Genomic DNA, 13,249 nt, shown 5'->3' on the forward strand with positions numbered 1-13,249 from the left:
TGCGCCGCGGGGCACACGGTGTAAGCAGCTGAAGCCAGCCCCGGGGCGCTGGCTCAGACGGGCTCGATGCGCGTCACGCCGGGCGGCACGAGCACGATGGTCGCGAGCACGTCGTCGCCCTGCTGCTCCACCGTGAGCGTGGCACTGCGCCGCGGCAGCAGCGCACGCACGAGGCCGAGGCCCGACACCCCGCCCGGAAAGCGCGCGAGGTTGAAGCCCGCCGGCAGCTGCCCGCGGTTCGCGATGCCGATCTGCACCCGCGCCTCGCTGCAGCCCAGGCTGCAGTGCACGGCCGAGGGGTCGTCGATCGCCATGCTGTGCTTCACCGCGTTGGTGAGCAGCTCGTTGATGGTGAGCGCGATGGGGATGCTCTCGGCCTCGGGCAGCGCCCACAGGTGGGCCGGGCCGTCGACCGTGAGGCGGATCGTGCGGCCGAAGGTGCGCTGCACCGAGCCGGTGATGGCCTCCAGCACGCTCTTCACCCGCAGCGGCCCGGTGGCCCCCACCTGCAGGCCGTAGACCTGCGCGATGGCCTGCACCTGCCCCACCACCTCGCTGATGGCCGGGGCCATCTCGGGCTTGCGCGCGCCGATCTGCTGCAAGAGGCCGGCCACACCCTGCAGGTTGTTCTTGATGCGGTGGTGCACTTCCTTCACCAGCATCTCGCGCTGCGCGATGGCGGCTTCGAGCCTCGCCTCCTGTGCGGCGCGCTGTTCGGTCACGTCGGTGGCCACGAGCAGCAGCTGGTCGGCCGACGCATCGGCCGAGGCCATCGGCAGGTAGCGGGCATCCCAGATGCGCGCTTCGCCATCGGTCTCGAGGCGGTACTCGCGCTGCGTGAGCGCGCGTGTCGACAGCGCAAGCGTCATGTCGGCGCGGTAGCGTTCGGCCAGCGTCGGTTCGAACAGCTCTTCGGGCGTGCGGCCGATGAGCTGGTCGGGCGCGAGGCCGATGCTCTGCGCCGCGGTCTGATTGACCTGCACGATGCGCAGCGTCTGCGCGTCGAAGAGCGAGATGGCCAGCGGCGCCGCTTCGATCACCCGCTGCAGCGAGGCTTGAACTTCGGCCGTGCGCGCCTCGGCCTGGCGGCGGCGCTCGATGTCGAGCAAGGCGTAGGTGAGCTGCCGGCCCGTCGACTCGCGCCCGGTGACCACCGCATTGCCCACCACCCAGAACTCACGCCCGTCGCGCGCCTTGACCTTGCACTCGAAGGTTTCGGCCTGGCCTTCCACCAGCTCGTGCAGGTACTGCGTCTGCCGGAACGGGTGTTCGTCGCCCGGCATCGCCACCGTGCTCATCGGCTGCCCGATGAAATCGGCCAGGTCGCCGCCGAACATGCGGCGCGCCGAGCGGTTCATCCACTCGATGCCGCCCGGCCCCACGGTGACGATGCCCACCAGCACCGAGTCGAGGATGGCGCGTGTGCGCTCGGCCTGCAGCGCCACCGCCTGCTGCGCGCGGTGACGGTCGTCGACGTTGACATACGACGCGATCAGGCCCTCGTCGGGGTCGTCGTCGTTGATCTGGCGCGTGCTGACCTGCACCCACACCAGGCTGCCGTCGTGCCGGCGCAACTGGCGCTCGCCCTTCCAGCGGCCGGTCTTGGCCATCGACGCGCGCGTGACGGCACGCAGCCGCAGGAACTCCTCTTCGTTGGGGTACAGCGCCGAGGTCGGCAGGCCGTTCATCGTGCTCGCATCGAGCCCCATGAGCTGGCACATCGCCTGGTTGGCGCGCTGCACCCGGTCGCCGCGGATGAAGGCGATGCCCACCTCCGACAGGCTGAACATCAGCTCGCGGTCGCGCGCCAGTGCCTCCAGCTCCATCTGCTGCGCCTTGAGCCGGGTGATGTCGGACAGCACCGCGATTGCCTCCGACGCATCGCCCGCCGGGCCGGCGCGGCGCACGGTCAGCGCGCACCACTGCGTGGGTTGCCCCGGCAGCTGGAACGACAGCTCGGCGTCGTAGACGTTGCCGGCGGCCAGTGCCGCCTCGATCTCGTGCACGAGCTGCGGCGCATCGGGCTGGCTCGCGAAGAGCTCGGTCAGCCCGAAGCCCACCACCTGCCCGGCGCGCACGCCGAGCAGCGCCTCGAAGCGGCTGTTGCAACGCACCAGCACGCCGCCGCGCAGGTAGGCCATGCCGGCCGTGGTGTTCTCGAGGATGGTGGTCATCTCGCGCAGCAGCGTGTCGCTGCGCTGGTGCGATTGGTGCTGCTCGGTCACGTCGAGCGTCACGACCGAGGTGGTGCGCTTGCCCGAGGCGAGCGTCGCCGGCTCCACCCGCGTCTGCAACCAGCGCAGCCCGAGCTCGGGGTGGCGGATCGCATAGCGCACCTCGGTGCGCTCGCCGTGACGCAGCGCCTGCTGCAGCCGCTCGTATTCGGACAGCGACTCCGGCAGCACCACCTCGCGGCGGATCGACTGCAGCGCCGCCGCCGCAGCCGAGTCGCCCCCACCTGAAGGCGGCAAGGCGCTGCCGTGCTGCACCCAGCCACCCGATTCCTGGAAGGTGGCCAGGCCCACGCCGGCCGTGTCCATCAGCGCGCCGATCTGCATCTGCGCGAGGTCGCGTTCCTCTTCGGCGCTGCGGTCTTCCACCACCGCCATGAAGCGCAGCTGGCCGCTCGCCGTGCGATAGCAGCGCACCGCCGAGCGCAGGGTGCGAACGCTGCCGTCGGGCTGCGTGAGGACGGCCTGCGCCTCGACCGGGCTGGCCCCGGGCTGCAGCGACGCGAGCGGCTGCCCATCGACCCAGCACAGCAGCCGCTGCACGGCCGGCTCGGCCTCCGACATCAGCACCGGCACGTGCACGGCCAGCGCCTCGAAGGCCGGGTTCGTGCGCACCAGGAGGCCTTGCTCGTCGAAGAGCACCATGCCGACGGGGCTGAGGTCGAACCAGTCGTCGAGCTCGCGCGCGGAGCGGTCGGCACGCTCGCGCGCCACGTGCTCCGCGGTGTTGTCTTGCAGGATGGAGAGGTAGCGCACGCGCTGCTCGTCGTCGACCCAGCGGCGCCAGGTGGCGCGGCACCAGCGCTCACGCCCATCGGCGTGCAGGAGGCGGCGCTCCACGAGCTGGGCGGGTTTGCCCGGCTCGGAAAAGAAGTCGGCCTGTGCGCGGTAGGCGAGGTTGAGTTCGCGGTCTTCCTGCGGTTGCAGCTCGACCGGGTCGCGGCCGACGAGCTGCTCGGGGCGGTAGCCGAGGAAGTCGGCGTAGGCCTGGTTCACCTGCAACAGGCGGAAGTTCTCGTCTTGCACAGCGGCCGGGAAAGGCGACTCCCAGAAGAGGCGCATCAGCTCCTGCGGAAGCGACGCTTGCTGTGCGCCGTCGGCCCGTGCCGGGGTTTCGCGCGCGATCCGCAGGGCCCAGCGCTCGCTTTCGAGCGGGGTGAGCGACACGCTGCAGGGGGTGCCGTCGGGCAGGGTGATGTGATCGGGGAACGCTGGTGCCGCCGCATGGAGCCGGGGCACACCCTTGCTCAAGACCTGTTGCGTCGACTGGACAAGTGCTGCGCCCAATTGCGCCTGCGTGGATTGCAGGGGGCTGCCGGCGCTGATGTGCAGCCAGCGCTGGGCGGCGGCGTTGGCGTGGTAGATGCGGGCGCCGCGGTCTACGACGAGGACTGCGTCGGACAGGGTGTCCAGGAAGTGACGCAGGGCCTTGGGGTCGAACATGCGGTGCAGTTTACGCATGCACTGCGTGGCGGTTTGCCGGGTCTCGCCCCGGCGGGCGACCTACTTTCTTTGCTTCGCCAAAGAAAGTAGGCAAAGAAAGGCGACCCGACGGTGGCGGTCCGGCCCGGGGGCCGGACTGCTCTGTGGTGCTCGGGCTCGAGGGGCCGCGCCGAACTCACTTCGCGCCCGTAGGGCGCTACGTTCAGACAGGCGGCGCGAAGTCAGTTGTTGATGCGCGCTGACGCGCGCGCCCCTCAAGCCCTGCGCTCCTCGACGCCACCCACGGGAAGCGGTGCGACTCGGCTCGCTTCGCATCGCCTCCTTTTTCCGTTCGCCCTGAGCTTGTCGAAGGGCCCGTGCCATGCGCTGGCTTCGACAGGCTCAGCCCGAACGGTGGGGGGTGGGCGTGGGGGCACAAACCCAGCACGAGGCGAAGCGAGCCGAGAGTGTGATGCCCGCGAAGCGGGCGGCGGTATCCCGGGGGCCCTTGAGAGCCGTCGAGCAGCGCAGGGCTTGGGGTGGCGTGCGAAGCACGCTTCGTGAACTGACTTCGGGCAGCTGTCTGAACGCAGCGAGCGAAGCTCGCGGAGTGAGTTCTGCCCGACACCCCAAGCCCGAGCAGCGCAGAGCAGTCGGCCCTAGGCCGACCGGCGAACGGGGTGCCCTTTCTTTTGCCTTCTTTTCTTTGGGCAAGCAAAGAAAAGAAGGTCGCCCGCCGGGGCGAATTCCCGGCAAGCAGCCACGCAGTGCAGAACTACTCGACTTGAGAAGCCGCCGTCAACGCCGACAACACACACCGATTGATCTCAGAAACACTGAGCATCAAGGTCTCCGCCGCCGACCGAAAGTCATACAGCGACTCGTTCTCCACCGCCTGCACCAACGCAAAGTACGGCTGATAGGGCCCCGACCCATCGACAAGCGCCTGGTACACCCGCTCAGGCACAGGAATCGTCTTCAAGAGCTCAGCAAACGGCTGCTTGAACATCCGATCCAGAAGCGAGAAGACGCCACAGATGAACATCTCATTGCGCATCTCTTCGTCACCGGAAGAGCGCACCAGCTCTTCCATCAAGAGCCCACGCCGCACGGCCGCAAACATCACCGGCTTCATGTTCGAGTCCTTGCCAGCTGTCGCGAGCAAGAGCGCCAGCCAGCGCTTCAGCCGCTGGTACCCCAGCATCATGATCGCGTGGCGGAACGAGCTGATCTCCACCCGCAGCCCGAAGGCCGGCGAGTTGATGTAGCGCATCAGCTTGAACGCAAGCGATGGATCGCGCTTCAAAGTGCCTTCGAGCTTCTCGATCGGCTCCTGCTTGTCGACGCGCTGGATCAGCTCCACGATCACCTGCATCTCGGTGGCCGGCTGCTTGCCACCCTTGGCCTGCGCCTGCTCGATGGCGTCGTCGATCGGCCAGCCCAGCACGGCGGCAGCGCCACGCGTGAAGCTCGCTTCCATCTCGGCGAGCGTGCGCACGCCCGACTGCACGTGCGGAATGTTGCGGATCACGCCGACCGGCGGCGTGGCACCGGCTTCGTTGATGCGGCGGTCGTCGGCCAGGTCGATGATCGAATAGGTGAAGCACGGCAGCACCTCGCGCGGCAGCTCGCTCAAGGGGCGGCCCTTGATCAGCAAGGTGGTGCCAGCGGCGTGCAGGTTCTGCAGGGCGACGATGTTGGCGGGGTCGACGGCCATGAAGGCCGGAACCTCGACCATCAGGTTGGGCGAAGGCGAGGCGCGCAGCAGGTCTTGCAACAGGCTCTCGCTCACCACGTTGAGCGTGGCCTTGCCGCCATCGGCGGGCCACACGCCGCCCACGGCGTGCAACAGCTGCGCCACGTCGGGCGTCGCATCGGGCTTCAGCGGCACGATGGTCAGCCGGGTCGCCGAGACGGCGCGGCTGCGGTCGATGAAGGGGGAGTAGCCGAGGGCCACCTGGCCCAGGATGGTGGAGTCGTTCACGCGCCGCGTCCCTTGGCTTGGGTGGAATCAGGTGATGTAGTTGAAGAGCGACATCTTCTGCACCAGCGAGTAGCTCTTGAGCGCTGCATCGTAGCCCGTTTGCTTGTTCTGGAAGTCGGAAATCGCCCTCACCATGTCAAGCCCTTCGGCATTGGAGCGATCGGTCTGTGCAGCAAGTCGCAGATCGTCGAGCCGGCCGGTGGCGCTGTCGATGCGGCCAAGCGTTTCGCCCACCTGCGCGCGCACCGATTGCATCTGCGCCATCGCCGAATCCACGGCGGCGAGATAGGTCGAGTTGGTCTGGGCGATCTGGGCCGGCGTGCGCAGCGGCGTGTTGAGCGCGGCCACGGCCGCATCGATCTGGTCGAAGATGTTGAGGTCGGAGGTGGCCGGTGCCAGGTCGAAGGTGTCGGTGTCGGCCGGCACGCCGGTCACGGTGGCCGACAGGCCGTCGATCTCGATGGCGCGGCCCGACACATAGGGCACACCCGCCAGGGCCGTGGGGCCGCCGTTCTGCAGCACCGAATAGGTGGTCACGCCGCCCGACACCGAGAAGACGATGCTGTAGCTGTCGCCGGTGAGCTGGCTCGGGTCGGTGACACGGCCGGTGTCGACCCAGGCCTGGCCGGTGTTGGCGGTGGCCGGGGCGGTGGTGAAGACGCCGTTGCCGGTGCGGCCGCTCATCCACGCGGCGCGGCCGTCCACGCTCAGCGGCAGCGGGTCGCCGGAGGCGGCGTCGAGCTGGCCCGAGGTGCCCTGGTAGGTCACGCCACCGGCACCGTCGAGAAACGGTGCGTGGTCAGGCGACTGGCCGCCAAAGAGGTAGGAGCCCGAGCCGTCCTGCCGGTTGGCCACGGCCAGCAGCTGGGTGCGCAGGCCGGCGATCTTGTCGGCCTGGGCGCGGCGTTCCTGGTCGCTGTAGCTGCCGTTGCCGGCCGCCACCATCGCCTCGCGGATCTGCTGCAGCAGGTCGCCGGCATCGCCGAGCGCGCTTTCCGAAAGCTGCATCGCGTTCTGGCTGGCGTTCACCGCGCGTTGCACGGCGTCGGTGTGCACTTCTGCGGCCAGCGCGCGCTCGGCGCGGGCGGCCGCGGCCGGGTCGTCGCTCGCGCGGTTGACGCGCTTGCCGGTGGTGAGCTGCTCCTGCGCGGTGGCCAGCGCCGTCTGGCGCTTGATCAGCGAGTCGACGGATGCATCGAAGGAGTTGGCGGTGCTGACGCGCATGGTGGGGGTGCCTCAGTCAAGTCGATATCGATCAGCCACCCGTCATCTCGAGCAGCGTGTCGAAGACGGACGTGGCCACCTGCAGCATCTTGGCGGCGGCCTGGTAGCTCTGCTGGAACTGGATCAGGCGCGCGGCCTCTTCGTCGAGGTTCACGCCCGCCTTGTTGGCGCGTGCGGCTTCGGCGGTCTGGGCCATCGCGCTGGAGACGCTGACCGACGAGCGCGCGCTCTGCACGCGCACGCCGATGTCGGAGAGCGCGCTCGCATACGCATCGGTGATGTTGCGCCCCGGCACCAGCGTGCCGTTGGAAAGCGTCGTCGCGCCAATGAAGGCGGAGCTGCCGAGCGCCACGAAGGCGTTGGCATTGCCGTTGTTGGCGCCGGGTGAGGTGGTGGGGCCGACGTCGATCACGTCGCCCGAGCGCGGCACGCCGCTCAGCGAAAGCGAGAAGCCGTTGAGCAGGATGGGGTTGCCGGCCGTCCAGGTGCCGGTGCCGCTCGCGACCACGGCATTGCTCGCATCGAGCATGTCGTAGTTGTAGTCGCCGGTGTCGTTGTTGAAGGTGATGCGCACCGACTGCGTGGCGTCGTAGGCGGCGGCGTCGACCACGCCGAGCGAGGCCATGCGGGCAGTGCCGGTGTTGTTGACCGAGAAGCTGCTGGTCACGGCCGAGGCGGCGGCGATGCCGCGCGGGTCGGTCATCACCGAGCGCATGTTCGGTGCGGCGGTGCCCACGGCCTGCAGCAGGAAACGGTCACCCGCCGAGGCGGTGCCGGCCGTCATCTGCAGCGTCATGCCTTCGACCTGCACCCCCGCGGCGAGCGTGGCCGCATCGAAGGGGCTGCCTTGCACGGCCGAACCGTCGGACAGGCGCGTGAGCGAATAGTTGGTGCCGTCGAAGCGCAGCTCGTAGTCGCTCGCCTGCACGTGGGTGAAATCGCTCACCGCGAGGCTGAAGGTCGCGTCGCCCAGGTTTTCGGTCGACGCGAGTGTGCGCGGTGCGCCCACCGAGAAGAGCGGGTCGCCGGCACGCGCCGGCTGGCCGCCGTCGAGGCCGAGCGCCTGCTGCTGGTTGACCGCGCCGCTGATCGCCACCGCCATCTGGCCGAGCAGGTTACGCGCGGCGGTGAGGTCTTCGTTCTGGAAGCGCACCAGCCCGGCGATGCGCCCGCCGGCAATGGCATTGTTGGGCACCAGGCGCGAGACACCGCCTTCCTGCAGGGCGAGCTGCGTCTTGGCCGGGTCGAACTGGTCGGGCGCGGCGATGAGCGTGTTGGTGTTGCTGCCCAGCACCAGCGACTGGCCGCCACCGATGAAGAGGCCCATCGAGCCATCGTTGGCCTCGATGGTGGTCACGTTGATGTAGCCGCTGATCTCGCTCACGAGCTGGTCGCGCTGGTCGAGCAGGTCGTTGGGCGAGTGGCCGGCGCCGTTGAGCGCGGAGATCTGGCGGTTGAGGTCGGCCACGCGCTTGGCGAGCGAGTTGACCGAGTCGATGTTCGACTTGAGGTCTTGCGACACGCCGGTCTGCAGCGTGTTGAGCTGGTCGCCGGCCGACTGGAAGCGCGCCGCGAGTTCGCGCGCGCGGGTCACGACCACCTGGCGGGCCGAGGCGTCCTGCGGGTTGTTGGCCACGTCGACGAAGGCGTCGAGCATCTGGCGCGCGGCGTGGCCGAGGCCGGCCTCGCCGAGGGGCATCACGTTTTCGAGCTGGGTGAGCTGGTCGAGCCGGGCGGCATCGGCCTCGGCGATCGAATTGGTGGTGGCGGCCTGCGTGGTGAGGAAGCGGTCATACGAGCGCGACACGGTCGCCACGTTCACACCCTGGCCGAAGAACCCGGCGCCGGTGTACTGGCCCTTGGCCGTCTCGAGCTGGACTTCCTGCCGCGAGTAGCCCTGGGTGTTGGCGTTGGCGATGTTGTTGCCGACGGTCTGCAGCGCGGCGAAGTTCGCCGCCATCGCGCGGGTGCCGATGCCCATCAAGGTTGACGCGCCCATGTCGCTCTCTCCTGGTTAGGCCATCGCACGCTGCAGGCGCAGCGTGGTGTTGATCATGCGGGTGAGCTTGTCGGCATACGCCGGGTCGGTGGCGTAGCCGGCCTTCTGCAGGCCGTGCGCAAACCCTTGCGCCGAAGAACTGTTGGCCACCACCTTCGAGTAGCGCGGGTTGTCCTTCATCAGCTTCGCGTAGTCGGTGAAGGCCTCTTCGTAGCTGCTGTAGGCGCGGAATTTCGCCTTCACCTTGTGCGGCTGACCGTTGACGTATTCGGTGGTCGTCACCTCGGCGACCGGGCCCTTCCAGTTGGCGCCGGCCTTGATGCCGAAGACGTTGAACGAGGTGGAGCCATCGCGGTGCTTGATCTCGTGGCGGCCCCAGCCCGACTCGTGCGCGGCCTGCGCCACCATGAAATTGGCCGGGATGCCGGTGGCCGCTTCGGCCGCCTTGGCGGCGTCGCCGTGCAGCTTGAGGAAGCCCATCTGGCGCTCCTTGCCTTCCAGGCCCCGCAGTGAGGCCGAGGTGGCGGGAACTTCCTTGCCGGCGTTGCTGCGCTCGACCGAGGCCTTGGCCGCATCGGCCGCGATGTTGGCCAGCGGCTCGCCAAGCTGGCGCTCGAGCTGCCGGGCGATGATGTCGGACAGGCCGCCGCGCACACCCGTCATCTGGGTGGCGAACTGCTGGTCGAGCATCTCGGTGCCGAGCTTGGTGCCCGAGTTGTCGAGCATGCCCGAGCTCATCTGCGCATCGCGCATGCTCTTCATGAGCTGCTGCATGAAGATGCCTTCGAACTGCTTGGCCGCTTCGCGGATCGCCGCCTTGGGGTCGGTGCTCGCGGTATTGCGAAGGTTGGCGATGCCGCGGGCGTCGCCGATCTGGAGGTTGTTGTTGACGCCCATGTCAGGACTCCCGCCGGGCCGCCCCAAGGGAGGCCTGCGCCCCCTCGGGGGGCAGTGAACGAAGTGAACGTGGGGGCTTCATTTCAGATCACCTCGATCTCCGCCTGCAAGGCGCCAGCGGTCTTCATCGCTTGAAGAATTGCGAGCAGGTCCTGCGGCGTGGCGCCCAGCGCGGAGAGCGCCTTCACCACGTCGGCCAGCTTGGCGCTCGCGGGCATCTGGATCAACGCTCCCGGCTCCTGCTTGATGGTGATGTCGGCCTTCTCGGCCTTCACCGTCTCGCCCTTGGAAAACGGCGCCGGCTGGCTCACCACCGGCGTGGTGTTGATGGTCACCGACAGGTTGCCGTGCGCCACCGCGCAGGCGCCGAGCGACACGGCCTGGTTCATCACCACCGAGCCGGTGCGCGCGTTGATCACGACCTTGGCCGAGGGCGCGGCCAGCTCCAGCGGCAGGTTTTCGATGTCGGCGAGGAAGCCCACGCGCATGTCCTGCGACTCGGGCATGTTGACCCGCACCACGCGGCCGTTCACCGCCTGGGCGGTGCCGTCGCCCATCTTCGCGTTGATGGCGCGGGCCACTTCGCGGGCAGTGGTGAAGTCGCTGGCATTGAGGTCGAGCTGCAGCGTGCGGCCCTGGTTGAGCGGGGTGGGCACCGAGCGCTCCACCGTCGCGCCTTCGGGGATGCGGCCGGCACTCAGGTGGTTGATCTGCACCTTGGAGCCCGCAGCCGACGCGCCGGCACCGCCGACGATGAGGTTGCCTTGCGCGAGCGCGTAGACCTGGCCGTCGGCACCCTTGAGCGGCGTGATGATGAGCGTGCCACCGCGCAGCGACTTGGCGTTGCCGAGCGAGGAGACGGCCACGTCGAGCGTCTGGCCGGGTTGTGCGAACGCGGGGAGTTGCGCGGTGACCATCACCGCGGCCACGTTCTTGACCTGCAGGCTGGTGCCGGGCGGGATCGTCACCCCCATCTGCTGCAGCATGGCGGTGAGGCTTTGTGCGGTGAAGGGAGCGGAGGTGGTCTGGTCGCCGGTGCCGTCGAGACCGACGACGAGGCCGTAGCCCACCAGCTGGTTGCTGCGCACGCCCTGGATGGACGCGACTTCCTTGATGCGGGTGGCGTGGGCCGTGGCGGGCCACCACAGTGCCGCGCTGGCCATGATCACCGTCAGGCCGATCAGCGCCTTGATCAGGACTTCAAGAAGTTGTTCGCGGGTGGTTTGCATGGTGACAGGAACTCCTGTCACCGATTCTGAAATTCTTTAGAACGGCATAACGTTCAAAAAGAAGCGCCCGAGCCACCCTATTCCGTTGACGTCGGCCTGCGCGCCGCGGCCCCGGTGCTCGATGCGCACGTTGGCGATCTGCGTCGATTGCACGCTGTTGCCCGGCTGGATGGAGCGCGGGTCGACCTGGCCCGAGAAGCGCAGCACGTCGACGTTCTGGTTCACGCCGATCTGCTTCTCACCGGCCACCACGAGGTGGCCGTTGGGCATGACATCGATCACGGTGCTCGTGATCACGCCCGAGAAATCGTTGGTGTTCTCGGTGCTGCCCTTGCCTTCGAAGGTGTTGGTCGAGCTGCCTTCCACGGCGGCACGGGCAAAAGCCTTGGCGTGCACGCCGGGCAGGGCCGAGACACCACCGCCGATGGAGCCGGTCTTGTCGATCGAGCTGGTGCTCTTCTGGCTGGCCGCGACTTTTTCCACGATCTGGATGGTGAGCGTGTCGCCCACCAGGCGTGCGCGGTGGTCTTCGAAGAGCGGGCGGTAGGCCGCCGCCTGGTAGATCGAGCCGTTGTTGGGCGGCGGCATGGGCACCGGCTGCGGGCGCAGGCGGGTGGCCGAGCCGGCTACTTCGACCTTCGGCAGCAGGTAGGGGGTTTCGCAGCCAGCGAGCACTGTGCAAGCGGCCACGGCGATGAGCGCAAATCTCATGTTGATCACAGCTGAGCGAGGCGCTGCAGCATCTGGTCGGAGGTCTGGATGGCCTTGGAGTTGAGCTCGTAGGCGCGCTGCGTCTGGATCATGCCGATCAGCTCTTCCACGACGTTCACGTTCGAGGTCTCGACGAAGCCCTGCTGCAGCGCGCCCAGGCCGTTCTGGCCCGGCGTGCCGGCGGTGGGTGTGCCCGAAGCCGCGGTCTCGGTGTAGAGGTTCTGGCCCTTGGGCTCGAGGCCGGCCGGGTTCACGAAGTTCACGAGCTGCAGCGTGCCGAGGTTCTGCGGTTGCGTCTGGTTGGGGATGCTCGCGGTCACGGTGCCGTCGGCGGCGATCGACACGGAGAGCGCGTTTTGCGGCACGGTGATGCCGGGCTGCACCAGGTAGCCGTTGTTGGTGACGAGCTGGCCCTGCGCGTTGACCTGGAACGAGCCATCGCGGGTGTAGCCGGTGGTGCCGTCGGGCATCTGCACTTCGAAGAAGCCGGCGCCGCGCACCGCCACGTCGAGCGGGTTGCTGCTCTGCTGCAGGTTGCCCTGGCTGAAGCTGCGGCTGCTGGCCACGGCACGGGTGCCGAGGCCGACCTGCAGGCCGGTGGGCAGCGTGGTCTGCTCGCTGCTGTTGGCCCCTGCCTGGCGCAGGTTCTGGTACATCAGGTCTTCGAACACCGCGTGCGACTTCTTGTAGCCGTTGGTCGCGCTGTTGGCGAGGTTGTGCGAGATGTGGTCCAGCTGGGTCTGCTGGGCCTCCATGCCGGTCTTCGAAATCCAGAGCGAACGCATCATGGCTGGGTACTCCTATCAGCTCATCGAGAGCAATTGCGCTGCAGCCTTTTCGTCGCCTTCAGCGGTCTGCAACATCTTCATCTGGGCCTCGAACTGCCGCGCCGCGGTGATCATCGAGACCATCGTTTCCACGGCACTCACGTTCGAGCCTTCGAGCGCGCCGTCTTGCACACGGGCGGTGGCATCGGCGGGCAAGTCGCCCTCGGGCGCGCGGAAGAGGCCATCGGCCCCGCGCTCCAGCGGTGTGTCTTCGGTGGGCGTCACGAGCTTGAGCTTGCCCACAGCGGTGGTCTTGCCGGTGGCGCCGTTCTTGGCGCTGATCGTGCCGTCGGGCGCGATGCTGATCTCGCTGTTGGCCGGCACCTGGATCGGGCCGCCGTCGCCCATCACGGGCAGGCCGCTGCGGGTGACGAGCGCGCCTTCCGAGGTGAGGTCGAGCGCGCCGCCGCGGGTGTAGGCCTCGGTGCCGTCGAGCGCCTGCACGCTCAACCAGCTGTTGCCCTTGACGGCCACGTCGAGGTTGCGGCCGGTGTTGGTGATGACGCCGGGGGTGGCGTCGAAGCCGGGCGTCGTCTCCAGCGTGTAGACCCGCGTGCTCGCGCCGCTGCCTTGCACCGGCACGGCGCGGAAGGCCTGCAGCTCGGCGCGGAAGCCCGGCGTGGAGACGTTGGCAAGGTTGTTCGCCAGCGTGTCCTGGCGCTGCATCATCGCCTTCGCACCAGACATGGAGAGGTAAATCATCCGATCCATGACGAGCTCCCGTT

General features: G+C 68.4%; 9 protein-coding genes. All 9 read right to left on the bottom strand.

Going from position 1 to position 13,249, the window contains the following annotated elements:
* Positions 1 to 53 precede the first annotated feature (53 nt).
* Positions 54 to 3,692, bottom strand: a complete 3,639-nt coding sequence (locus tag KF892_08635; protein ID MBX3625062.1) for a PAS domain S-box protein — start codon at positions 3,690 to 3,692, stop codon at positions 54 to 56.
* Between the two features lie 736 nt (positions 3,693 to 4,428).
* Positions 4,429 to 5,637 carry an HDOD domain-containing protein gene (locus KF892_08640; protein MBX3625063.1) on the bottom strand — a complete coding sequence of 403 codons (1,209 nt, stop codon included), beginning with the start codon at positions 5,635 to 5,637 and terminating at the stop codon, positions 4,429 to 4,431.
* A gap of 27 nt (positions 5,638 to 5,664) precedes the next feature.
* Entirely contained in the window at positions 5,665 to 6,861 is a 1,197-nt protein-coding gene (gene flgL / locus KF892_08645; GenBank protein ID MBX3625064.1) for a flagellar hook-associated protein FlgL, read from the bottom strand.
* 31 nt (positions 6,862 to 6,892) lie between these two features.
* Positions 6,893 to 8,860 carry a flagellar hook-associated protein FlgK gene (gene flgK, locus KF892_08650; protein ID MBX3625065.1) on the bottom strand — a complete coding sequence of 656 codons (1,968 nt, stop codon included), beginning with the start codon at positions 8,858 to 8,860 and terminating at the stop codon, positions 6,893 to 6,895.
* A gap of 15 nt (positions 8,861 to 8,875) precedes the next feature.
* On the bottom strand, positions 8,876 to 9,757 hold the full coding sequence (gene flgJ / locus KF892_08655) for a flagellar assembly peptidoglycan hydrolase FlgJ (GenBank protein ID MBX3625066.1): 882 nt from the start codon (positions 9,755 to 9,757) through the stop codon (positions 8,876 to 8,878).
* An 83-nt stretch (positions 9,758 to 9,840) separates the two neighbouring features.
* Positions 9,841 to 10,953, bottom strand: a complete 1,113-nt coding sequence (locus KF892_08660; GenBank protein MBX3625067.1) for a flagellar basal body P-ring protein FlgI — start codon at positions 10,951 to 10,953, stop codon at positions 9,841 to 9,843.
* 69 nt (positions 10,954 to 11,022) lie between these two features.
* Complete coding sequence (locus tag KF892_08665) at positions 11,023 to 11,697, bottom strand: flagellar basal body L-ring protein FlgH (GenBank protein MBX3625068.1); 675 nt, start codon at positions 11,695 to 11,697, stop codon at positions 11,023 to 11,025.
* 5 nt (positions 11,698 to 11,702) lie between these two features.
* Positions 11,703 to 12,485 carry a flagellar basal-body rod protein FlgG gene (gene flgG / locus KF892_08670; GenBank protein MBX3625069.1) on the bottom strand — a complete coding sequence of 261 codons (783 nt, stop codon included), beginning with the start codon at positions 12,483 to 12,485 and terminating at the stop codon, positions 11,703 to 11,705.
* A gap of 15 nt (positions 12,486 to 12,500) precedes the next feature.
* The gene (flgF, locus tag KF892_08675) at positions 12,501 to 13,235 is read right to left on the bottom strand and encodes a flagellar basal-body rod protein FlgF (GenBank protein ID MBX3625070.1); all 735 of its coding nucleotides are present in this window, start codon (positions 13,233 to 13,235) and stop codon (positions 12,501 to 12,503) included.
* Between the last annotated feature and the right edge of the window lie 14 nt (positions 13,236 to 13,249).

Source organism: Rhizobacter sp. (assembly GCA_019635355.1).
In the GTDB taxonomy this organism is placed as follows: Bacteria; Pseudomonadota; Gammaproteobacteria; order Burkholderiales; family Burkholderiaceae_C; genus Rhizobacter.